Source organism: Pseudomonas sp. ARP3, assembly GCF_001029595.1.
Lineage (GTDB): Bacteria > Pseudomonadota > Gammaproteobacteria > Pseudomonadales > Pseudomonadaceae > Aquipseudomonas > Aquipseudomonas rhodesiae.
Window position 1 is genome coordinate 98002 of the sequence record NZ_LEKF01000019.1, and the last position, 21886, is coordinate 119887.

18 protein-coding genes and 2 pseudogenes are annotated in these 21886 nt (G+C 58.9%); 14 read left to right on the plus strand and 6 right to left on the minus strand.

The window, feature by feature from the left end:
• Positions 1-287 precede the first annotated feature (287 nt).
• Both ABX75_RS20510 and ABX75_RS20515 read right to left on the minus strand, forming a co-directional pair.
• Positions 288-650: pseudogene (locus ABX75_RS20510) on the minus strand (GNAT family N-acetyltransferase); the annotation flags it as partial.
• A gap of 5 nt (positions 651-655) precedes the next feature.
• The gene (locus ABX75_RS20515; protein ID WP_034097238.1) at positions 656-1000 is read right to left on the minus strand and encodes an FKBP-type peptidyl-prolyl cis-trans isomerase; all 345 of its coding nucleotides are present in this window, start codon (positions 998-1000) and stop codon (positions 656-658) included.
• A 201-nt stretch (positions 1001-1201) separates the two neighbouring features.
• Here ABX75_RS20515 and ABX75_RS20520 point away from each other — a divergent pair.
• The 5 genes and pseudogenes from ABX75_RS20520 (at position 1202) to ABX75_RS20540 (ending at position 7393) form a co-directional block, all read left to right on the plus strand.
• Positions 1202-3146, plus strand: a pseudogene (locus ABX75_RS20520) (flavin monoamine oxidase family protein).
• A gap of 111 nt (positions 3147-3257) precedes the next feature.
• Positions 3258-4145 (plus strand): nitrilase family protein, encoded by an 888-nt coding sequence (locus ABX75_RS20525; RefSeq protein ID WP_034097236.1) that lies wholly within the window; start codon positions 3258-3260, stop codon positions 4143-4145.
• 14 nt (positions 4146-4159) lie between these two features.
• Positions 4160-5329 carry a hypothetical protein gene (locus ABX75_RS20530; protein WP_177329702.1) on the plus strand — a complete coding sequence of 390 codons (1170 nt, stop codon included), beginning with the start codon at positions 4160-4162 and terminating at the stop codon, positions 5327-5329.
• Positions 5330-5490: 161 nt separating this feature from the next.
• The gene (locus ABX75_RS20535) at positions 5491-6987 is read left to right on the plus strand and encodes a helix-turn-helix transcriptional regulator (RefSeq protein ID WP_047882557.1); all 1497 of its coding nucleotides are present in this window, start codon (positions 5491-5493) and stop codon (positions 6985-6987) included.
• Between the two features lie 133 nt (positions 6988-7120).
• A complete protein-coding gene (locus tag ABX75_RS20540) occupies positions 7121-7393 on the plus strand; it encodes a DUF1652 domain-containing protein (RefSeq protein WP_034097233.1) in 273 nt (90 codons plus the stop codon).
• Here the strand turns inward: ABX75_RS20540 and ABX75_RS20545 are convergent.
• Together ABX75_RS20545 and ABX75_RS20550 are read right to left on the minus strand one after the other, a co-directional pair.
• Positions 7356-8549 carry an MFS transporter gene (locus tag ABX75_RS20545; RefSeq protein ID WP_047882558.1) on the minus strand — a complete coding sequence of 398 codons (1194 nt, stop codon included), beginning with the start codon at positions 8547-8549 and terminating at the stop codon, positions 7356-7358. The genes ABX75_RS20540 and ABX75_RS20545 overlap by 38 nt on opposite strands.
• An 88-nt stretch (positions 8550-8637) precedes the next feature.
• Positions 8638-8946 carry an RcnB family protein gene (locus tag ABX75_RS20550; protein WP_034097230.1) on the minus strand — a complete coding sequence of 103 codons (309 nt, stop codon included), beginning with the start codon at positions 8944-8946 and terminating at the stop codon, positions 8638-8640.
• Positions 8947-9107: 161 nt separating this feature from the next.
• Here ABX75_RS20550 and ABX75_RS20555 point away from each other — a divergent pair, with 161 nt between their 5' ends.
• Together ABX75_RS20555 and ABX75_RS20560 are read left to right on the plus strand one after the other, a co-directional pair.
• Positions 9108-9665: a helix-turn-helix domain-containing protein gene (locus ABX75_RS20555; RefSeq protein ID WP_034097224.1), complete on the plus strand. Its 558-nt coding sequence runs from the start codon at positions 9108-9110 to the stop codon at positions 9663-9665.
• A gap of 11 nt (positions 9666-9676) precedes the next feature.
• Complete coding sequence (locus ABX75_RS20560) at positions 9677-11023, plus strand: glutamine synthetase family protein (RefSeq protein ID WP_047882559.1); 1347 nt, start codon at positions 9677-9679, stop codon at positions 11021-11023.
• Between the two features lie 283 nt (positions 11024-11306).
• Here ABX75_RS20560 and ABX75_RS20565 read toward each other — a convergent pair whose 3' ends face one another.
• Positions 11307-12200 (minus strand): LysR family transcriptional regulator, encoded by an 894-nt coding sequence (locus ABX75_RS20565; protein ID WP_034112917.1) that lies wholly within the window; start codon positions 12198-12200, stop codon positions 11307-11309.
• Between the two features lie 129 nt (positions 12201-12329).
• On the opposite strand from ABX75_RS20565, the gene ABX75_RS20570 reads away from it, so the two are divergent.
• The 6 genes from ABX75_RS20570 (at position 12330) to ABX75_RS20595 (ending at position 20021) form a co-directional block, all read left to right on the plus strand.
• A complete protein-coding gene (locus ABX75_RS20570) occupies positions 12330-13976 on the plus strand; it encodes a GMC family oxidoreductase (protein WP_034097218.1) in 1647 nt (548 codons plus the stop codon).
• Between the two features lie 65 nt (positions 13977-14041).
• Positions 14042-15664 (plus strand): MFS transporter, encoded by a 1623-nt coding sequence (locus ABX75_RS20575; RefSeq protein ID WP_034097217.1) that lies wholly within the window; start codon positions 14042-14044, stop codon positions 15662-15664.
• Between the two features lie 168 nt (positions 15665-15832).
• Positions 15833-17782, plus strand: a complete 1950-nt coding sequence (locus tag ABX75_RS20580) for a DNA topoisomerase III (protein WP_047882560.1) — start codon at positions 15833-15835, stop codon at positions 17780-17782.
• Positions 17783-17913: 131 nt separating this feature from the next.
• Complete coding sequence (locus ABX75_RS20585) at positions 17914-18354, plus strand: CBS domain-containing protein (RefSeq protein WP_034097215.1); 441 nt, start codon at positions 17914-17916, stop codon at positions 18352-18354.
• An 8-nt stretch (positions 18355-18362) separates the two neighbouring features.
• On the plus strand, positions 18363-19208 hold the full coding sequence (locus ABX75_RS20590; RefSeq protein ID WP_034097213.1) for an NAD-dependent protein deacetylase: 846 nt from the start codon (positions 18363-18365) through the stop codon (positions 19206-19208).
• A 483-nt stretch (positions 19209-19691) separates the two neighbouring features.
• Complete coding sequence (locus ABX75_RS20595) at positions 19692-20021, plus strand: hypothetical protein (protein WP_034097212.1); 330 nt, start codon at positions 19692-19694, stop codon at positions 20019-20021.
• 122 nt (positions 20022-20143) lie between these two features.
• On the opposite strand, the gene ABX75_RS20600 is transcribed toward ABX75_RS20595, so the two are convergent.
• A complete protein-coding gene (locus ABX75_RS20600; protein ID WP_034097210.1) occupies positions 20144-21046 on the minus strand; it encodes a LysR family transcriptional regulator in 903 nt (300 codons plus the stop codon).
• Positions 21047-21179: 133 nt separating this feature from the next.
• Between ABX75_RS20600 and ABX75_RS20605 the strand changes: the two genes are divergently transcribed.
• Positions 21180-21878, plus strand: a complete 699-nt coding sequence (locus tag ABX75_RS20605) for a CoA transferase subunit A (RefSeq protein ID WP_034097208.1) — start codon at positions 21180-21182, stop codon at positions 21876-21878.
• The last annotated feature ends 8 nt before the right edge of the window (positions 21879-21886 follow it).

Consider the following 21886-nt stretch of genomic DNA (forward strand, 5'->3'; position numbering starts at 1 on the left):
CACAGCCAGGACAGGCTGCGGCCGGGATGCCGCTTCTCGCGTTAGTGGCGAGACAACGGCATCGAAAGCATGCGCGTTATCTTGCCAAGTATGTGCCGGTTATCAGAACCGGCCGACTACTGTCACTCGAACAAGTACCCACTGAGGGTCTCCGCAATTGATGAAAACGCGCGAAGCTTACGCCCCGATTTCCGGAGAGTAAACCGTAGGAAAGTTTCTGCATGATGAATAAGAAAGTTCTTCAGGATGGGTTCAGGAAGGGCGTCTTGGGCGACGGAGAGTCTGGGTCAAGAGGCATCCGCTCGGTCTCGCGGCACCTGGCTCAAATACTCATCCATCCCTGCGCCACACAACGCCATGACCCGAATCGACACGCTATTTTCCTGGCGTCCCATGACGATCCCTGCGCGCGTGCGCACCGGCACATAGCCGAGCCGGGACCAGAAACGCTCGGCCTTGCGATTGCCGATCACCACACTCAGCCGCAACCATCGGGCACCGTTTTTTACCGCCCACGCTTGCAAGCCTGAATGCAGGCGCTGAGCAAACCCGGTGCCGTGCAAGCGTGTGTGCACCAGAAGCAAACCGATATGCCACACGCCGGCAGCAAGCACATCGGCAGCCATGTTCACGACCGCGACCAGTCGCCCAGGGATTAATCATCCCGCGTCAGCACCTCCAGCAACTCGATCTCAAAATGCAAATCGCTGTTGGGCTTGATATGCGCGCCCATCGAACGCTCGCCATACGCCAGATGCGCCGGCACGAACAAGCGACGTACCCCGCCCACCTGCATGCCCATCAGGCCCTGGTCCCAGCCCTTGATCACGCGCCCTGTGCCGATCACGCACTGGAAGGGCTTGCCGCGCTCCCAAGAGGAATCGAACACGGTGCCGTCCGCCAGCGTACCGGTGTATTGAGTGGTGATCAGCGCGCCTTTGACCACGGCTTTGCCGGTGCCTGGGCGGATGTCGGTGATCTGGAGTTCGTTGGGGTTCATAGGGACTCTTTGAAAGTTGAAAACTCAGCGTTTTCCCAGAATCGGGCGGGCTTGGCAAGCTTGGAGACAACCGTCAGACGCCCTCCACCTACACGCGACGGCGACTTACCTTTACCTCAAATCACACGCTGCTGATTTTCACATTCGGTGTTGATGTTCAACCTAAAGAGTGACCAATACCTCTGAACAGGAAGATTAAAAATGACCATCGGCTCCAGTTTCAATTACCCCGCAGATATCGCCCGGGAGCATCGTCAAAAAAAGCGAAACGCTAACAAAAATTGGAGAGCCTCATTCCCCAATCCACCCGACTTGTGTTTCGACTATCGAATGTTGGTGGAGCAAGACAATGGCATCGCCCAAGCGACCGACGTAGGCCACAAAATCTGCGTAATAGGTGCAGGTATTACAGGCTTAACGACTGTTCGCGAATTGCATAGATGCGGTTTCGAAAATATTACATTGATTGAAAAGTCGAGCCGCGTAGGCGGCCGACACTTTACGGCCCTCGGCAGCAACAACACGGCCACTGTTGGTCGCCCTCCTTTTGAGTTAGGTGCAATGAGAATGCCTTTTTTCAACAAAACAAATGAGCCTCCCAAAGATGGCCGGTCCCTCATGGCTTATTACGCCAGCGAGTTTGAACTGGTCCACTCCGATTTCCCAAACCCCGGAAGCCCTACAGTCCATTCAACCGGGATCTATCTGCGTGAGGGATGCTTGGATGGGGATAGTGAACCGAACATGCTTATTTGGAAAAATACAGATGGAAAAACGGCTCCGCCTGGAGAACTCTTACGCCTCGTATTTACCAAGTGGAAAACCTTTGCCGAGCGGATGACACTGCATATCTGCGAGCATTACGGCTCCGAGTACTGGGAGACAATGTGGGCTGCGATCGTGAAAAAATACGAAGCAACTTCGTTTCGTGATCTCGTGAAGATGCCTGCCATAGATCAATGGTCGCAGATTGATCCTGGGAATTTCGGCGGGATGGGTATGACCGCGCAGGAATCTGCTATTTTTTATTCTATCGGTATTGGTGACGGCAGTTGGGGGGCATTCTACGATGTATGCTCACTTTACCCGATACGCACAGCGATGTTTGGCTTCAGCAGTCATCTACAGCTAATCCACGGACGCGTGGATAGCGATGGTAAACCGATACCATCTCCCTATCTTGAAGCAAGGACAATCAGTGATTCAAGAGGGCTAAAATTTAGTAAACCAAACTATATTGGCCTCGCCTCGCTGGCAGAGTCCCTACTCTTTATAAAATCGCGCGAAACCGCAGACTCACCTTACGAACATCTAATTAAAAACCCTGCTGGATTATTGACAAACTGCGCTGTCACAAAACTTAAAAAACTTAGCAACGCAAAAATCAGGGTTTATTACGATTGGAACGTCACATCCCCTCTCATGACCAAGCAAGAGTTTATTGATGCTGACTCAGTCGTCATGGCTGATAGAAACGCAAATTCAGCTCGAGGGATTTGATCAAAAAATGCTGCCTTTCGAAACGATAACCGCCTACAAGACAGCTCATTGGGAAAGCAGCTGCAAAGTATATGCACCATTGAAAAAAACATTCCTAAGCTTCAACAAAAAAATACCCCAAGCCATTGTCACCGACAGTTTCATTCATGACGCTTACACTTACCGCTACAACAACAATGACACTTATGACTGCATCCTCTTGAGCTATACATGGGAGGATGACGCAATGAAGCTTTCATCGTTCACCGACAAAGAACTTGTCGACAAATGCATAGCAGAACTAGATAGGATCCTTCTAAACTCAAATAATATTAAACAGCGTATATCCCCTTATATAGGGCGCGACCAGGCAATTGTTCAGCGATGGATGCAAGATAAAAATTCTTTAGGCTGTGCAAAGCTTTATCGTCCGGGAACTTATCACGAGGCCGTAGGCTTAATGAAATACAACAGAGACTTCTCGCCCATCTCTGGACTTTATCTATGCGGCGAATCCTTTTCTGTTGATTCAGGTTGGACGGAGCCTTGTTTCAGGGGCGCCGTCGACACAGTAATTAACATCTGTAACAGAACCAAGGCGAGCTTCAACGGTGGATTTAGCATGCGAGACTACCCCGAGTACAAAACAGCGCATGCAATCCTCTAAAGGAAACCGACTACAACACAAAAGGAATCATCTGACTTTCATTTAAACATTAACCCGCCTCTTATAAACACCCAACCAAATCCGGTTGCATAACAATAAGAGGCCAACCTCATGAGCACACCCACAAGCCCCGCCCGCGTTGCCGTCATTCAGTTCGACCCACAGGTGGGAGTCGCCAATCGAAGCGATAACCTGCGTCAAAGCCTTTCCCTCGCTGCCGAAGCGGCAAACGGTGGCGCGAATCTGATCGTGCTGCCGGAACTGGCCAATTGCGGATATTTCTTCAGCAGTCGTCAGGATGCCTTCGATCACGCAGAGGCCGTGCCGAATGGCCAGAGCGTAAGGGAATGGACGGATTTTGCCTGCAAGCATCAGGTGTACCTGGTGGCCGGTCTAAACGAGATTGAGCATGGGCAGCTGTTCAACACTGCGGTGTTGCTGGGCCCCGAAGGCTTTATCGGTAAGTACCGCAAAGCCCATCTATGGAACCTGGAAAAGCTCTGGTTCACACCGGGCAATACTGGATTCCCGGTGTTTGAAACGGCCATAGGCCGCATCGGCCTGTTGATCTGCTGGGACATCTGGTTCCCGGAGGTGCCGCGCATCCTCAGCCAGCAAGGCGCCGATATTATCTGCAGCGTGAACAACTGGGTGTGGACGCCACCGCCGCTGTTCGATGAAGCCGGGAAGTGCATGGCGTCGTATCTGACGATGACCGCCGCCCACGTGAATAACGTGTTTATCGCCGCCGCCAGCCGCATCGGCCAAGAGCGGGATGCGCGCTACCTCGGATGCTCGTTGATCGCCGGCACCAATGGCTGGCCGATCGGTGAAGTGGCCTCGGCCAATCGCCAGGAAATCCTGTTTGCCGACATCGACGTCACCAGTGCTCGCAGCGCGCCGATCTGGAACAGCCTCAATGACCTGCACAGAGACCGCCGCCATGATTTGTACGATCAGATGCTCGGCTACTCTCACCACCCTGCCCTGCCTCGTTGAGCGGAGGGCGATTTATGGAGCCTTTACTGACCAAGAAAATACCCACGCGCTCACGCTTGGATTTAACCGTCCTGGCCCTGGGAGCCATCGCGATCTTAGTGATGCTCTATGTGGTCTCCACTCACCAAGGTTCATGGCCGGGCTATCGCGACATGGTCACGGCCTTGCCGGATCCGGCGGCCTGGTTGCGTTGGGTAACAGGCGACATCAGCGAGGTCGCCTTTTACAAGCATGAGCTGGCATCCCTGGGTCTGTTGAGTGGTGCTTATCTGGCCTGGTGGGCGAGTCGGCAGGGCAAAGCCTGGCAAGGTTTTTCCATCTGTTATGGCACCGGCTTGTGGCCCTGGTTGGTGACCAGTTCGTTGATCGGCTTGTTGCTGAGCAATCTGCTGTGGGGCTGGAGTGTCACGGCGGACACCTGGCAGCCTACCTTCGCGGCGTTCGTTTCATTGCCGGCGGCGATGGTGCTGATGTTTGGCGGCGGCTGGAAGGTCACCCTCAACGGCGCGGTACTGGGTGCATTGCTGGTCACGCCCATGTGCTTGCTGATCGTCAATCTGGTGTGCGTACCGCTGGGCTTGCCCGCCGTGGTCGGCAACGTATTGGGCATGGCCGCTGGAAGCGTGATCGCCTTTACGCTGTGTCATAAAGTGCCCTCGCTGGTGCGTTCGGACTACATCGCTCCCGAGAAGCCCGCTCCGGTTGCACCGGCTGACCATGCTGTTGTCTGGAGCCTGCGCCGAGTGCTGGCTGACTTTTCCGAAGCGCCGTTTTTCGGCAATGAGCTGGCCAGTCTCGGTCTGCTGGCGGGGGTTCTGCTCGCTTATGCGCTCAACCCCATGAGCCCGGCATATGGCTCTGGCCTGCTCCTGTCCATGATCGGCGCACAGGCAATGACATCGGCAGCGGGCGTGGTGATATGGCGTCGGCAATGGATACGGCACGGCTGGTACCCCACCTATGTTCCGTTGGTGTCGGTCGTTCCGGCGGCGGTGTTGACCCATGGCGGGAGTTTGACCGTGATGGGCGCCAGCGCATTGCTCGGTGCTCTGGTCGCACCACCGTTGGCCTTTGCGATTGCGTCGAGGCTACCCGCGCATTTCCATCCTTATATCGGCAACGTGATCTCAATGGCGTTGAGCACGCTGATGATCGTGCCGATCGTCGGCTGGCTGGCAAACTGAGGTGTGTGGTTAGGGCCCGCCCCTAACCACATCTCTTGAACCCTAATAGGCCAAATGCACCACCCGTTCGAGTGCATTTTTACCTACCACTCCTGCATTTTGTTTGCACTATCACGAGCCAAGGCTGTCGGAATTTTCATGTGCTTTTTTCGGGAGACAGCATGAGCCAGGACGTCCTTGCCAAAGAAACCAACCGCCGCCAATTGCAGCAAATCATCTCCGGCTTGTCCGACGGTGTGATTCTGGCCGAAGTCGACCAGACCATCCTGTGGGCCAACGAAGCGGCGCTGACCATGCATGGCGTCGGTGACGTGATGGGGTTGGGCGCCAATGGGCAGCAGTACGCCGAGCGTTTCTCGCTGCGCTATCGCAATAACCATCCGGTGCAGGACGACAGCTACCCGCTGGCTCGCGCGGCGGCCGGTGACGAATTCAGCGATGTGATCGTGGAGGTCACGCCCACGGCCACTCCGGACAAAACCTGGGTGCACCGCCTGCGCAGCTTGGTGATCACCGACTCACGAGGTGAACCTGAATTGCTGGTGCTGATCCTCAGCAACGCCACCCAATGGGCCAGCGCCGAGCAGCGCTTCGAAAAAACCTTCAACGCCAACCCCGCGCCGGCGGTGATCTGCCGCTTGAGCGACCTGCGCTACATCAAGGTCAACCAGGGTTTCCTGGAGATGACCGGCTACAGCCGCGATCAGGTGATCGGTCGCTCGGTGTACGAGCTGGACGTGCTGGAACAGGCCGAGCGCAAGGACCTGGCCATCCAGCGCCTGAGCGAAGGCGCCACCATCCCACAGATGGAAGCTGAACTGAAACTACCCAAAGGCGGCAGCAAACTGGTGATCGTTGCCGGTCAACCGCTGGACATGAACGAAGAAGATTGCATGCTGTTTTCTTTCATGGATCTGGAACCGCGGCGCAAAGCGGAAATCGCCCTGCGCCAGAGTGAGGAACGCTTCGCCAAGTCGTTCCGCCTGACGCCCGTGCCCACCCTGGTGTGCAACGCCGACAATCGCCATGTGGTGGACGTCAACGAAGCGTTCATGAGCATTACCGGTTACATCAGCGAAGAGCTGATCGGCAAATCCATCGAAGAAATCGGGTTTATCGACGGCAACGCGGCGAGCGAGCAGTTGTTCGCCACTCTCGAGAAGGCCGGCAATCTCGACGGCCAAGACCTCAAGGTGCGCAAGAAAGGTAACGAAGTGATCGACTGTGTGGTCTCGGCCGACACGGTAGTGATCCAGGACATGCCCTGCTATCTGTTGGTCATGATGAATATCACCGAGCGCAAGCGCTCAGAGCTGGAGCTGGTAGCGGCCATCGAAGAGGTAATGCAAGACGCTTCATGGTTCAGCCAGACGCTGATCGAAAAACTGGCCAACGCCAAAAGCGTTAACAGTCCCAACTTGCCGAATGTGAGCTTCACCGACCTCACCGCCCGCGAGCGCGATGTGCTGGGGTTGATCTGCGAAGGTCTGGCGGACAAGGAGATCGCCTCACGACTGAAACTGGCTCCCAACACTGTGCGTAACCATGTGGCCACGGTTTACTCCAAGCTGGGGGTACACAGCCGTAGTGCGGCGATCGTGTGGGCGCGGCAACGCGGGCTGTTTGCAGGGGACTTGAGGGTGAAAAATAGACGCTGACAGTGCAAATGCACCAGTGCCACTAGTGCGAATTCGCCTTATGGCCTGGGTCTGCAATCCCTAACCTTCAGCCCGTGGGTACAGGGAGCTTTGACCTTGTGCCGTCGCTTTTTCATGCTTTGAAGGAAACCGCATGTTCACCCTCGCTCAACTGCGAAACTGCATCGAAGAAGGCCTATCGCCACTGACCTGCGAATTCACCCTGTGCCGGGATGCGTCCTTGACCCTGAAGGTCTACGACGCTGAAACCGGCCGGGTGGATCTGGTGGTCACAGGGATCAGCACCAACCGGCTGCATACCCCGCAAGAAGTGGCAAAAATGGTCGAAGAACTGCGCTACGAGCTGCAAAGCAATAACGTGGGCAAGCTCACGCTGGATGACTTGCCTTTATCGACGCACCGATAAAGTAAAACACCCCGCCCCCGACGATAAACGCGCCCAGCATGTAGAACATGTAATGGGCCGGTAGACTGGCCAGTACCACCCCACATAGCACCGGCCCCAGCGCAGCGCCGAGGTTGGACAGATTCTGCGCCCCGTAATACATGCCCCGCAGGTGGTCCGGGGCGATTCGGTCGATAAACATGTACTCGGCCGGAAACACGATAATCTCCCCCACCGTGAACACCGCCATCGCCAGCACCCACCCCAGCACGCTGGTGGACAACCCGAACCCGATCAACCCCAGCATAAACATGCTCAAGCCCGCGATCAGCCACTGGCTCAGGTAACGGTGGGAAATGCGCCGGCCAATCAGGTATTGCAAGGCGATCACCAGCACGGCGTTAGTGGTGAGCACCGCGCTGATGACGGTGTAGGTGTATTCCGCGGTGGTGGTCGTCACCAGGTACTGCGACAGGTAGGCGGTGAACTGGCCGAATACCACGGCACTGAGCAAACCGCCGAGGGTAAAGCACACCAGGCGACGGTCGCGCAGTAGCACGCGGCCCACCGCAGGGAACGACACCGGTTTCTGCGCAACCTCGGCGGTGGCGAGGGTGCGATCCCCCCAACGTGCGTACAGCAGAAAGAACCCCACTCCCAACAAGGTCGACAGGATAAACGGCAAGCTGATATCCAGCTTGGCCACCATCGCGCCAAAAAACGGCCCCACGGCATAGCCGATATTGGTCAGGGTGTATTTGATGGAAAACACTTCGCTGCGCGCGTCTTCGGGCAGCAGGCTGGCAAACCCGGCTTTCACCGCAATGTCGATCACCGCGTAGGCCAGGTTGATCAAAATCAGGCAGGTATAGAACGTCCAGATATCCTGCGCCAGCACCGTGCCGATAAACCCCAGCACGAACGCCACACTCAGGCCCAGCAGCAAGCGATAACTGTTGACGCGATCGACCAGGAAGCCGCCGTACACACTGAGCAACGAGCCAACAATCAGCGAACTGCCGATCACCAGGCCGACCTGGCTGATATCCAGGGAAAAATGGCTGGTGAGGTAGATGACCAGGTAGGGAAAGGTGATCGCCTTGGCCAAGGTCAGCAGCAAGGTGGCACACAGCAACAGGTTTACGGTGCGGGGGTAATGTTTGATTGTGGCAAGCATCCTGCTCTCTTTCCTGGAAGGTAACGCGACCATTGCGGTCGGCTACCATAACCCAGGTTTCTGCAAAAAAGCAGGCGCTGCCGGCGAGTTATTTTTTGACCGGCGTGATCTCCAGAATCGTGCCGTTGGTGGTCTTGAGCAGCACAAAACGATCACCGACGCGTGCCCATTGGCTGTCTTCCTCAGGCTGCTTGAGGCCGCGTTTTTTCCAGTCGGTGACGGCGGATTCTTTGCGCATCAAGATGTCCGGGGCACGATCGCCCTCTTTCAAATCACGGGTGTTGATCGTAGAAGGCTGCACGGTTTCCTGGGGCGTATCACCGGCCTGGGCCACGAAGCTGACGGTGGACAGGCTGGCGGCTACCAACACGCAAGCGGCTAGGGTTTTGGACTGCATAGGTGCTCCTTCAATGAATGATGCGTACCCAGGTTCCGACCGCAGCGGGGCGGAATCATTCAGCGGGCCTTAGCAAAGGGAAAGCACACCTGCCCGACCTGCCCATTGCCCATATGAAATTAATCGTGTAATTTTTCATGAAATTTTAAGAAATAAATTTCATGACGCCACAAGACGAACTCGCCACCCTCGCCGCCCTGATCCATGACCTGCGCAAGCACAAGAAGCTCACCCTGGCCCAATTGGCACAGAAGATCGAACGCTCGGTAGGCTTCCTCTCCCAGGTCGAGCGTGGTTTGTCGCGCCCGACGGTGGCGGACTTGACCGCCATCAGCCACGCCCTCGATGTGCCTACCACCTACTTCTACAGCCAGCCCAAGCCCAAGGCGATTGACTGGGTAACCCGGCCCAACGAGCGGCGCACGGTGTACTACGCCAATGGCATCACCGACATCCTGGTCTCCCCCAGCATGAACGGCGCGTTCTCGATGCTCGATAGCCTGCTTGCCCCGGGCGCCAACAGCGGTGACCAGAGCATGAGCGACCGCGCCGAACAGGCCGGTTTTGTGCTGGAAGGCGAATTGACGCTGTGGGTGGACGGTGAAAACGACGTGGTGACCCTCGGCCCCGGCGACAGCTTTCACCTGCCCAGCTTTGCGCGTTGCCGCTACGCCAACCTGACCGACCTGCCCGCCCGCGTACTCTGGGTTTACAACTAGGAGCATCACCCGTGAAAAGCCAATCTTCCACGTTGCTGGCCGAAGTACGGACCTTTCGCCAGCACCACCCGGATGTGCGTTATGTCGACCTGATCGCCCTGGACATTCCCGGGCATTTCTACGGCAAGCGCTACCCGATCGAGATGCTCGAAAAAGTCGCCGCCGGCAGCCCCTTGAAACTGCCGCAGAATGCCGTGTTGCTGGGGACCCAGGGCGGGTTGTTCAAGATCGGCGACTACTGCTTCCACGACGGCGACCCGGACGCTAACCGACGCCTGGTACCCGGCACGCTCAAGCCGGTGAGTTGGGAATCGCAGCCTCTGGGCCAGATGCTGATCACCTCCGATGGCACCGAAGCCCCCATTGAATTCGAACCCCGCGAAGTGCTGGCCAAGGTGCTGCAGCGTCTGCACCACAAAGGCATCCACCCGGTGGTGGCGTTCGAATTGGAGTTCTATCTGTTCGACAAAACCCTCGACCACGGCCTGCCGCAATTTGCCCGCGACCCGCTGAGCGACGACGCCGACGACCAGCCCACCCTGCATATCGAGCGGCTGTCGCGCTTCTCAGAAGTCCTGGACGATATGGCCCAGACAGCCAAGGACCAGGGCATCGACATCACGGTGATTACCGCTGAACTCGGCCCCGGCCAGTTCGAGATCAATTTCGGCCACCTCGACGACGGCCTGCGCGCCGCCGACTGGGCCGCGCTGTTCTGCCGCAGCACCCGTGGCGTGGCGCTCAAGCATGGCTATCGCGCCAGCTTCATGGCCAAGCCGTACCTGGAACATCCTGGCAGCGGCATGCATGTGCATGTCAGCCTGTATGACGGCGCGGGCAACAACTTGCTGGCGGCGCATCAGCAGCAACCGCTACGCCATGCCGTGGCTGGGTGCCTGGAGTTGCTGCCTCACTGCATGCCGATCTTCTCGCCCAACCACAATGCCTTCCGCCGCCTGGGCGGCACTGTAAACGCCGCCACCCGCGCCTGCTGGGGCTTCGAAGACCGCGATGCGTGCGTGCGCATCCCCGACTCCGACCCGCGCAACTTGCGCATCGAACACCGCCTGGCCAGCGCCGATGCCAACCCGTACCTGGTGCTCGCGGCGATCCTCGCCGGCCTGGAACATGGCCTCGACACCCAGCGCGAGCCCATCGCGCCCTTGAACGAGGACCGCACCAGCGGCACCGACTTCCCCCTGGACATGCTCGACGCCGTACGCACCATGCAGCAGCACCCCAGCGTGCGCGAGAAGCTGGGTGCGGAATTTGTCGATGTGTATTGCGAAAACAAACGCCAGGATCATCTGGCCTTTCAACAAGAGATAAGTGTGCGTGAGTACCGCTGGTTTCTTTAACCCTGCTGTGGTCAGTGAGCTTTTTTGGTGAGCGGGCTTGTCGAATCTTCGCACCGCCCACGCTGGGGCGCGAAGCGGCCCTCTCTCCCGACACCGCGGTGTGTCAGGCAAAAACGGTTGGCCAGTTTTCGGGGCTGCTCCGCAGCCCGGCGCAGGGCAAGCCTGCTCACTACAGGGCTGCGGCACACATTCTTATTGTGTGTGAGCGGGCTTGTCGAATCGTCGCACCGCCCACGCTGGGGCGCGGAGCGGCCCTCTCTCTAGACACTGCTGGGTGGAGGCATCAGCCGGACTCGCCAAGCAACAGCGGCTGCTCCCGCGCGCACAACTCCACCACGTAATCCCACAACACTCGCAGCCGCACGGACTTGTGCAACTCCCGACGCGAGCTGATCCAGTAGCTGCGCTGGATGCCCTCCCCCGGCAGCAACGCCACCAGGTCCGGGTCGCTGGCGGCCATGAAGCAGGGCAATACCGCAATCCCTAACCCCGAGCGCGCCGCCTGGTGTTGAGCAATGACGCTGGTGCTGTGGAACACCACTTTAGGGTTGCGACAGAAACTGCTGAGGAATTTCAGCTCCTGGCTGAACAGCAGGTCGTCAACATAATCAATCCAGGCATGGGCCGCGAGATCTTCGCGTTTTTCAATCGGCGGGTTGCGATCCAGATAGGCGCGGCTGGCGTAAAGGGAGAGGCGGTAATCCGTGAGTTTGCGGGTGACGAGTTGGTCGACGCTGGGGCGTTCGAGGTGGATGCTGATTTCCGCTTCGCGGTTAAGGATGCTGACGAAGCGCGGCACGGCCACCAGTTCCACTTCCAGCCCCGGATAACGTTCGAACAGGCCGCCCATGCGTCCGGCCAGAAACATCACCCCCAGACCTTCGGCCACACCGAGGCGGATCTTGCCCAGCGGCGCGGCGGTGTGGGTGAGTTCGTCTTCGGCCAGCAGCGCCACGTTTTCCATGGCTTCGGCATGTTTGAGCAGGGCCTCGCCAGAGGGGGTCAGCTCGTAACCGTGGGCATGCTGCACGAATAGCGCGGTGCCCAGGCTCTTTTCGATGGCCTCGATATGCCGCGCCACCGTAGCGTGGGTGGTTTTCAGGCGCTGCGCGGCGGTGAGCAAACGACCGCTGCGTTGCAACTCAAGAAAAAACCGCAAGTCATTCCAATCGAACATGTCGCCTCCAATGCGTGGGCCGCTACAGCACTGTTCAAAAACGCACAGCAGCTGGGTAAAAACTAACATTTTTAAGACGAAAACTAACAACTAGGATGGGGCCAATAAGAAAAACAAGCGAGACCTCAGATGCCCAATGCAGCTGCTGAATACGATTACGTAGTAGTAGGCGCCGGCCCCGCAGGTTGCCTGCTGGCCAATCGACTGTCCGCCAACCCCGCCCACCGCGTGCTGCTGCTAGAAGCCGGCGGCCGCGACAACTACCCCTGGATCCACATCCCCGTCGGCTACCTGTTCTGCATCGGCAACCCGCGCACCGACTGGTGCTTCAAAACCGAAGCCCAGCCTGGCCTGCAAGGCCGCGCGTTGAGTTACCCACGGGGTAAAGTGCTGGGCGGTTGCTCCTCCATCAACGGCATGATCTACATGCGCGGCCAGGCCCGTGACTACGATGGCTGGGCCGCCGAAGGCAACGCCGGCTGGGCGTGGAACGACGTGTTGCCGCTGTTCAAGCACAGCGAGAACCACTTTGCCGGCGGCTCGGAATTCCACAATGACAGCGGCGAGTGGCGCGTCGAGCAGCAACGGCTGTCGTGGCCGATCCTGGATGCCTTCCGCGAAGCGGCGGCGCAAAGCGGCATCGCCAAGGTCAGCGATTTCAATCAGGGCGATAACGAAGGCTGCGGCTACTTTCAGGTCAATCAGAAGGCCGGCGTGCGCTGGAACGCGGCCAAGGCGTTTCTCAAACCGGTCCGTCAGCGCACCAACCTCACCGTGCTCACCGAAGTGGAAGTCGACCGTGTGTTGCTGGAAAACGGGCGCGCGTGCGAAGTGGTCGGGCGCAGGCTCGGTCAGTCCCTGAGTTGGAAAGCGCGCAAGGAAATCATCCTGTGCGCCGGTTCCGTGGGTTCGCCAGGCATCCTGCAACGCTCGGGGATCGGCCCGTCCAACGTGCTCAAACCCCTCGGTATCAACGTGCTGCACGAACTGCCCGGCGTGGGCGGCAACCTGCAGGATCACCTGCAACTACGTCTGATCTACAAGCTGGAAAACGCACGCACCCTCAACCAGATCGCCGGCACCCTGTGGGGCAAGATGGGCATGGGCCTGCGCTACCTGTACGACCGCAGCGGCCCATTGTCGATGGCACCCAGCCAGCTCGGCGCATTTGCCCGCTCGGGGCCGGAGCAGGCCTCGGCCAACCTCGAATACCATGTGCAGCCGCTGTCCCTGGAGCGTTTCGGCGAGCCGTTGCATGGCTTCCCGGCGTTCACCGCCTCGGTCTGCGATCTGCGCCCGCAGAGCCGTGGCCGCGTCGATATCCGCTCAGCCAACCCGGCGGATGCGCCGCTGATCCAGCCCAACTACCTCAGCCACCCCGAAGACCTGCGCGTAGCCGCCGATGCCATCCGCCTGACCCGGCGCATCGTCGCGGCGCCGGCCTTGAGCCAGTTCAAGCCGGTGGAATATTTGCCGGGCGATTCGCTGCAAACCGAAGCACAACTGCACGAAGCCGCCGCACGCATCGGCACGACGATCTTCCATCCGGTGGGCACCTGCCGCATGGGTCACGACAAGGACGCAGTGGTCGACGCCCAGCTACGCGTGCACGGCGTGCCCGGCCTGCGCATCGCCGACGCCTCGATCATGCCGCGCATTACGTCCGGCAATACCTGTTCACCCACGCTGATGATCGCGGAAAAAGCCGCGCAGCTGATCCTTTCGCCGCACACAAGGAGCCTCGCACCGGAGAAAGAACTGGTTCACGCAATCTGAATAGCGGCGCCGCACCCGGCGCCGACAGTGGAACAACAATAAATAATCACTGTGAGGGTTACCCGATGTCAGAACATGCTCAAACCCTGGGCTCGGCGATAGACACGAGCACCAGCAACGATTCCAAGAAAGTCATCTTCGCTTCGTCCTTGGGGACGGTGTTCGAGTGGTATGACTTCTTCCTCTACGGCGCCCTCGCGGCGGTGATCAGCAAGCAGTTCTTTGCCGGGGTCAACGACACCACGGCCTTTATCTTTGCCTTGATGGCCTTCGCGGCCGGCTTTGTGGTGCGGCCGTTCGGCGCGCTGGTGTTCGGCCGTCTGGGCGACATGATCGGGCGCAAGTACACCTTCCTGGTGACCATCATCCTGATGGGCGTAGCGACCTTCTGCGTCGGTCTGTTGCCGACCTACGCCAGCATCGGCATCGCCGCGCCGATCATCCTGATCGTGCTGCGCATGTTGCAGGGCCTGGCCCTGGGCGGTGAATACGGCGGCGCCGCCACTTACGTCGCCGAGCATGCGCCAGTCGGCAAACGCGGGTTCCACACCAGCTGGATCCAGTCCACCGCCACCATCGGCCTGCTGCTCTCGCTGTTGGTGGTGCTGGCGTGCCGCTACTTCACCGGCGACCAGTTCGAAGTGTGGGGCTGGCGCATCCCGTTCCTGTTTTCCATCGTGCTGCTGGGCATTTCCACCTGGATCCGCATGAGCCTGCACGAGTCGCCGGCCTTCTTGAAAATGAAAGAAGAAGGCAAGGCCAGCAAGGCGCCGATCCGTGAGTCGTTCGGTAAGTGGGAAAACCTCAAGGTGGTGCTGATCGCGCTGTTCAGCATCAACGGCGGGCAAGCGGTGACCTTCTACGCGGCGCAATTCTACGTGCTGTTCTTCCTCACCCAATTCCTGCGGATGGACCCGGCCCTGGCCAATATGCTGCTGATTATCAGCGTGGTGATTGGCGCGCCGTTCTTTATCCTGTTCGGCTGGCTGTCGGACAAGATCGGACGCAAACCGGTGCTGATGCTCGGCCTGCTGCTGGCCACCGCCCTGTACTTCCCGATCTTCAAGGGCCTGGCGCACTACACCAACCCGGCGATGGATCAGGCCAGCCACCAGGCACCGATCACCGTGCTGGCCGACCCGGCCACCTGCACCTTCCAATTCGACCCGGTGGGCAAGGCACGGTTTGACAGCCCATGCGACAAGGTCAAAACCTTCTTGGTCAAACAAGGCCTGCCCTACACCAGCGCTGCTGCGCCGGCCGGCAGCCCCGTTCAGGTGAGCGTCGGCGAAGTCAAGATCGACGGTTTTGACGAAGCGGCGTTGCGCGGTGCCGTGACCCTGGCCGGTTACCCGTCTTCGGCGGATGTGGCGCAGGTCAACAAGGTCATGGTGGTGGTGTTGATCGTGGTGCTGATCCTGATCGCCGCCATGTGCTACGGCCCGCTGGCGGCGCTGATGGTGGAACTGTTCCCGACGCGTATCCGCTATACCTCGATGTCCCTGCCCTACCACATCGGTAACGGCTGGTTCGGCGGGTTCCTGCCGACCGTATCGTTTGCGCTGGTGGTGTACACCGGCGATATCTTCTACGGCCTGTGGTACCCGGTGATGGTGACAGGGGTGAGCCTGATTGTCGGGTTGTTTTGCCTCAAGGAAACGCGGCATGTGGATATCGATAACAACTGACCCGATCGTCTGAACACAGAAGATCTCCTGTGGCAGGGAGCTTGCCCCTGCCACATTTGTTCCCAGTGCTCACACAATTTGCTGTATATCCATACAGATAATAGTTGCTCAATTCTCATCTTTTGCCCATCCTGCTCCCCATTCAATTGCTTAACGAATGGGCTGACCATGCGGCTGTACCTCTGCGAAAAACCCTCCCAGGCCAAGGACATTGCGGCGGTGCTCGGCGCCAGTCGTCGTGGCGACGGCTGTTGGTTGGGCAATGGGGTCACCGTCACCTGGTGCATCGGCCACCTGCTGGAAACCGCACCGCCCGATGCCTACGACGCCAAGTACAAACGCTGGGTGCTGGCCGATCTGCCGATCGTGCCGGACAAATGGAAGATGCTGGTCAAACCCAAGACCGCCAGCCAGTTCAAAGCGGTCAAGCGCCTGCTGGGGGAAGCCCAGGAACTGGTGATCGCCACCGACGCCGACCGCGAGGGTGAGATGATCGCCCGCGAGTTGGTGGAACATTGCCGCTACCGGGGGCCGATCCAGCGATTGTGGTTGTCGGCGCTGGATGACGCTTCGATTCGCAAGGCCCTGGCCGCGCTCAAGCCCGGCGCCGACACCTTCAGCCTGTACCACTCGGCCCTGGGCCGCTCCCGCGCCGACTGGCTGATCGGCATGAACATGAGTCGCCTGTTTACCTTGCTGGGGCGTCAATCCGGTTATCAGGGTGTATTACCGGTGGGCCGGGTGCAAACACCCACTTTGCGCCTGGTGGTGGACCGCGACCGCAGCATCGCCGATTTCGTACCGGTGGCGTACTGGGCCATCGATGTCGACCTGCGCCACGCGCACATGACCTTCACCGCTCAATGGCGCGCCACGGAGGACGCCTGTGATGACCAGGGTCGCTGCCTCAACCCGCAGTTGGCGCAGACCGCTGCCGCTGCCATGGGCAACGCCGCCAGCGCGCGCCTGATGAAGCTGCGCACCGAACGCATGCGCGACGTGGCGCCCCTGCCCTTCGACCTCGGCACCCTGCAGGAAATCTGCTCGAAGAAACTCGGCCTGGGCGCTCAGGAAACCCTGGATATCGCCCAATCCCTCTACGAAACCCACAAGGTCATCACCTACCCGCGCAGCGATTGCGGCTACTTGCCGCTGAGCCAGCACAGCGAGGCAGCGAAGATTCTCGCCGCGCTGGGGCGTGCCGACCCGGCGGTCAGTGAGCTGATGCCGCATATCGATCCCCAGCGGCGCTCGCGGGCGTGGAACGATGCCAAAGTCAGCGCCCACCACGGCATCATTCCTACCGGGGCCGGCAAGGACGTGGGCCAGCTCAGCGGCAAGCACCGCGCGGTGTACACCTTGATTCGCGCGCGCTACCTAGCGCAGTTCCTGCCCAACCACGAATACGATCGCACTCAGGCAGATTTCGAATGCGCCGGTTTTGCCCTGCGCGCGGTGGGCAAAGTGGTGATCGAGCCGGGCTGGAAACGCGCCCTGCCCGAAGCACTCGCCCCCACCAAGGGCCGCGAAGCGCCAGCGCCCCAGGCCCTACCGGCGCTGGTGCAGGGCCAGGATTACGCAGTAGCCAAGGTCACGCTCAAGGACCTGTGGACCCAGCCACCCAAACCCTTTACCGAAGGCGACCTGATCAAAGCGATGAAAAACGTGGCCAAACTGGTGGAAGACCCGTTGCTCAAGCAGAAGCTCAAGGACACCACCGGCATCGGCACCGAAGCCACCCGCGCGGGCATTATCCAGGGGCTGCTCGACCGCGGTTATCTGAGCAAGAATGGCAAGGCGCTGGCCGCCACACCGGCGGCATTCAGCCTGATCGACGCGGTGCCCCGCGCCATCGCCGATCCCGGCACCACTGCCATCTGGGAGCAGGCGCTGGACATGGTGCAAAGCGGTGAAATGAGTCTGGAGGAATTCGTCGCCAAACAGGCAGCCTGGATGAGCAAACAGGTGGCGCGTTGCAATGGCATGCGCATGACCATCACCGGCCCCGCGAGCCCGGCAGGACGAGGGGCCGCACCGTGGAAAAAGAAGCGCAAGGCAGCCCCTCGCAAGACGACAGCGAGCCCTAAACGGGCAAAAAAACCGGTAAATACCGGATAAACACCAAAAAAAACCGGTAAATGACGTTTTTCGACAGGTTTGACGCCGCATTGGTTCTTGCTACGGCGCGGGCTGTCTAGGATTCTGTAGGGGTTCCACTGATTTCCTACAACAACACCGGAGTGGCCGCCATGAAGACCGTTGCACAGTTGCTCAAAGCCAAAGACCAGAAAAACCAGGACGTCCACACCATCCAATGGGATCACACCGTGTTTGAAGCACTGGTGCGGATGTCGGAAAAAAACGTGGGGGCATTGCCGGTCGTCCAAGACAACAAAGTGGTGGGCATCATCAGCGAGCGTGACTACGCGCGCAAAATCATGCTCAAGGGCCTGTCATCGGTGACCACTAAGGTGCATGAGGTGATGAGCGCGCCGGTGATCACCGTGGACACCCATAAGCGCGTCGAAGAATGCATGAACATCATGACCGACAGTCACTTGCGCCACCTGCCTGTGGTCGAAGACGGCAAACTGCTGGGCCTGCTGTCCATCGGTGACTTGGTCAAGGAGGCCATCGCCGAGCAGGCTGACCTGATCAAGCAGTTGGAGCAGTACATCCGCGGCGAATAGGAGAAACCATGCTCGATTCCCTGGCGCATCAGCAAGACCACCTCGACACCCTGTACCGGGCCATGACTGATCGGCGTTTTCTGGTATTGACCGGTGCAGGCATCAGCACGTCCTCGGGCATTCCGGACTACCGGGACAGCGAAGGCGTGCGCCGAGGCAAGGCACCAATGATGTACCAGGAATTCCTGGCCACCCCGCAGGCGCGGCGACGTTACTGGGCGCGCGCCATGCTGGGCTGGCCGCGCGTACGCGTCGCACAACCGAATGCAGCGCACCGAGCGTTGGCCATCTTGCAACAACGCCAGCACATCACCGGGCTGATCACACAAAACGTCGACACCCTACATGACCAGGCCGGCAGCCAAGGTGTGATCGAACTGCACGGTAGCCTGCATCGCGTGCTGTGCCTGGACTGCCAGCAGCGCAGCCAGCGCGATGCGATCCAACACCTGATGGAAACCCAGAACCCCTACCTGACGGGCGTCGATGCTGTGCAGGCGCCTGACGGAGACACGCTGCTCGACCCGGCCTTTGAAGCGCGCTTTGAGGTACCCCGGTGTCCATATTGCCAGGGTGAACGATTGAAACCCGACGTGGTGTTTTTCGGTGAGAACGTCGCCCCGCCCACTGCCGCCAAGGCAATGGCGGCAGTGGAACAGTCCGAGGGGTTGCTGGTGGTGGGCTCTTCGCTGATGGCGTATTCGGCATTTCGCTTGTGCAAGGCGATGGTCGAGCAAGGCAAACCGGTGATCGCCATCAACCTGGGCAAGACCCGGGGCGACGAGCTGTTGCAGGTGAAGATCGAAACCTCATGCGAACAGCTGCTGCCCTTGCTGGCAGACCGCCTGCAATAGCCCCCTTCTCCACCGTAGCGACCGTCCAGCGCAAAAAATGACGCTCAAGTCACGCCTCTGCCGTATCTCCCCGTGCCCACGACGAATTATGTAGTGATCGAAAATAATCACTACACAACCGTTGACGTAACCTTTTTGTCCTTGCATGATCAAGGCGTCTCCCGGATCGGGAGCGTTGGTAACACGCGTTTTGAAAGAGCTCGTCTGACCGCCGAGCTGTTTTTTCCGGATGTGCACTGCCCACAAGGCAGATTGATGAAGCTGACCGACTCGTAAGAGCACGGTACAAGAAGCTCGAATGCTCCTTGTCTTCGTTATGAAAGCATTGCGTAGCAGTTCATCAGTAAGACTACAAGCATCAGGTTCAAGACCCTGCCCGTATTCGGCAGCCAGTTACTAACGCCCGGTTATTGAAGCCGGAGACAACTAAGCAGTTTTAACGGAACCAACTGATAGATCGCCAACTGGTCAAGGGGCTTACACATGAATCTGAACAACCAACCAACTATCGATGAATTGGCTGAGATGTTCGCAGCGCAGAAAGACACACTCGACGACCATATCCTGTGGATTGGCAAATCGGGCGAAGTCAAGATCGACTGCCTGGCGCCCCACACTGAAGAAGCCGAGTTCGACCGTAATAACCGTGAGTTGGCGGCGCGCCTGAAGATGTACCGCCGCGGCCAGGGTTATGTCGGCAAGAAGGCCGCTGCCGATCGCAACTTTATCGAACAAGTATTCGACACACTTAATAACGCTTGGGAGTCTTTCAAAGACAGCTCGCAAGTAAAAGTGATTGATCGCTACTACTAGAATCAACGTGTTCAATGTGGGAGCTGGCTTGCCTGCGATAGCTGTTTAACGCTCAACGACAGTGTTGACTGTTAAACCGTTATAACAGGCAAGCCATCTCCCACACTTGTTTGTGCTGCGGGTCAAAACGTTGGAAACCGGCCCTTGCCCGCCTCATCGCGAAAAATATCGAACAAGGCTTGCGCCGCCGCCGACAACTCATGCCCCGGCTTGGTCAGCACACCAATCGGCCGCTCGATCACCGGATCACGCAAGGTAATACAATGCGCACCCGCCTCCTCCATCTGTCTGGCACACAATGCCGGCACAGCGCTGACGCCCAAGCCACTGGCTACCATTTTGCCCACAGTCGCCAATTGATGGCTTTCCAGTGCGACCGGCAGTTTCATCCGTAGCGCACCCAAATGCTCCTCCAGCATCACCCGTACCGTGGAAGGCCGTTGCAAGGTGATAAAGGGGTATTCCAATAAAGTCTCCCAGCCGATCTCGTCGCATTGCGCCAAGGGTGAATCAGCCGACACGACCGCAATGAAGCGATCCAGATACAAAGGGGTAAAGGCCAGCGACGAGCCTTCAGACGGTTCGAACGCCACACCCAGCTCCACCTGGCGATCGCGCACCATCTCCAAGACCTGTTCGTTGATCAAGTCGTGCACCGTCACGTTCACCTGCGGGTAACGCGCGCGGAATATCTTCAAGATCGGCGGCAACAAGTTGCCCGCGAACGACGGCATCGCCGCCACCGTGACGCGCCCGCGCTGCAAGGTGAAGCGCTGGCGCAGCTCATCCTCGGCGTTGTCCCAATCGGCCATCAGTCGGCGGGCCAGTGGCAGCAACGATTCGCCTTCCGGGGTCAGCGCGACATTGCGCGTATTGCGGCTGAACAACCGCCCGCCCAGGCCCTCTTCCAGGCCCTTGATGGTCAGGCTCAGCGCTGACTGGGACAGGTGCAGACGCTCGCAGGCGGCGGCGAAACTCAGGCTCTGGGCCACGGCGAGGAAGGCACGCAGCTGTTTCACGGTCATAAAAGCACTCCGAGAGACGGATCAACTATGCTGTTTTCTAAATCAATCAACCTTAAAAAACAACTTAACAAATCAATACATCAGCGCAACACTCGGTCCATTGGCTGGCCCACAAACAATAAAAGAGGTGCATATGGCAGGTTTCGATAAACGCGTGGCGTCCTACGAAGAGGCATTGGCAGGCCTGGAGGACGGCATGACCGTACTCGCCGGCGGCTTCGGCCTGTGCGGTATCCCGGAAAACCTCATCGCAGAAATCAAGCGCAAAGGCACCCGTGAGCTGACGGTGGTCTCCAACAACTGCGGCGTCGACGGCTTCGGCCTGGGCGTGCTGCTGGAAGAAAAACAGATCCGCAAAGTGATCGCGTCCTACGTCGGTGAGAACGCGCTGTTTGAGAAGCAATTGCTCAGCGGCGAAATCGAAGTGGTGCTGACGCCCCAAGGCACCCTCGCCGAAAAAATGCGCGCAGGCGGTGCCGGTATCCCGGCTTTCTTTACCGCAACCGGCGTCGGCACCCCAGTGGCCGAAGGCAAAGAAACCCGCGAGTTCAACGGTCGTCCTTACCTGATGGAGGAGTCCATCACCGGCGACTTCGCCATCGTCAAAGGCTGGAAAGCCGACCACTTCGGTAACGTGATCTACCGCCACACCGCTCAGAACTTCAACCCGCTGGCCGCCACCGCCGGCAAGATCACTGTGGTCGAAGTCGAAGAAATCGTCGAACCGGGCGAGCTGGACCCGGCGCAGATCCACACCCCTGGCATCTACGTCGATCGGATCATCTGCGGCACTTTCGAGAAGCGCATCGAACAGCGCACCGTCCGCAAATAATCCGCCTC

Bases quoted from the DNA above. Each gene is read 5' to 3' on its own strand.
- ABX75_RS20600 (WP_034097210.1), bottom strand. From the start codon at position 21,046: ATGACCGTGAAACAGCTGCGTGCCTTCCTCGCCGTGGCCCAGAGCCTG.
- ABX75_RS20605 (WP_034097208.1), top strand. From the start codon at position 21,180: ATGGCAGGTTTCGATAAACGCGTGGCGTCCTACGAAGAGGCATTGGCA.
- ABX75_RS20585 (WP_034097215.1), top strand. From the start codon at position 17,914: ATGAAGACCGTTGCACAGTTGCTCAAAGCCAAAGACCAGAAAAACCAG.
- ABX75_RS20540 (WP_034097233.1), top strand. From the start codon at position 7,121: ATGTTCACCCTCGCTCAACTGCGAAACTGCATCGAAGAAGGCCTATCG.
- ABX75_RS20570 (WP_034097218.1), top strand. From the start codon at position 12,330: ATGCCCAATGCAGCTGCTGAATACGATTACGTAGTAGTAGGCGCCGGC.
- ABX75_RS20590 (WP_034097213.1), top strand. From the start codon at position 18,363: ATGCTCGATTCCCTGGCGCATCAGCAAGACCACCTCGACACCCTGTAC.
- ABX75_RS20595 (WP_034097212.1), top strand. From the start codon at position 19,692: ATGAATCTGAACAACCAACCAACTATCGATGAATTGGCTGAGATGTTC.
- ABX75_RS20530 (WP_177329702.1), top strand. From the start codon at position 4,160: ATGGAGCCTTTACTGACCAAGAAAATACCCACGCGCTCACGCTTGGAT.
- ABX75_RS20580 (WP_047882560.1), top strand. From the start codon at position 15,833: ATGCGGCTGTACCTCTGCGAAAAACCCTCCCAGGCCAAGGACATTGCG.
- ABX75_RS20515 (WP_034097238.1), bottom strand. From the start codon at position 1,000: ATGAACCCCAACGAACTCCAGATCACCGACATCCGCCCAGGCACCGGC.
- ABX75_RS20555 (WP_034097224.1), top strand. From the start codon at position 9,108: ATGACGCCACAAGACGAACTCGCCACCCTCGCCGCCCTGATCCATGAC.
- ABX75_RS20550 (WP_034097230.1), bottom strand. From the start codon at position 8,946: ATGCAGTCCAAAACCCTAGCCGCTTGCGTGTTGGTAGCCGCCAGCCTG.
- ABX75_RS20575 (WP_034097217.1), top strand. From the start codon at position 14,042: ATGTCAGAACATGCTCAAACCCTGGGCTCGGCGATAGACACGAGCACC.
- ABX75_RS20525 (WP_034097236.1), top strand. From the start codon at position 3,258: ATGAGCACACCCACAAGCCCCGCCCGCGTTGCCGTCATTCAGTTCGAC.
- ABX75_RS20565 (WP_034112917.1), bottom strand. From the start codon at position 12,200: ATGTTCGATTGGAATGACTTGCGGTTTTTTCTTGAGTTGCAACGCAGC.
- ABX75_RS20535 (WP_047882557.1), top strand. From the start codon at position 5,491: ATGAGCCAGGACGTCCTTGCCAAAGAAACCAACCGCCGCCAATTGCAG.
- ABX75_RS20545 (WP_047882558.1), bottom strand. From the start codon at position 8,549: ATGCTTGCCACAATCAAACATTACCCCCGCACCGTAAACCTGTTGCTG.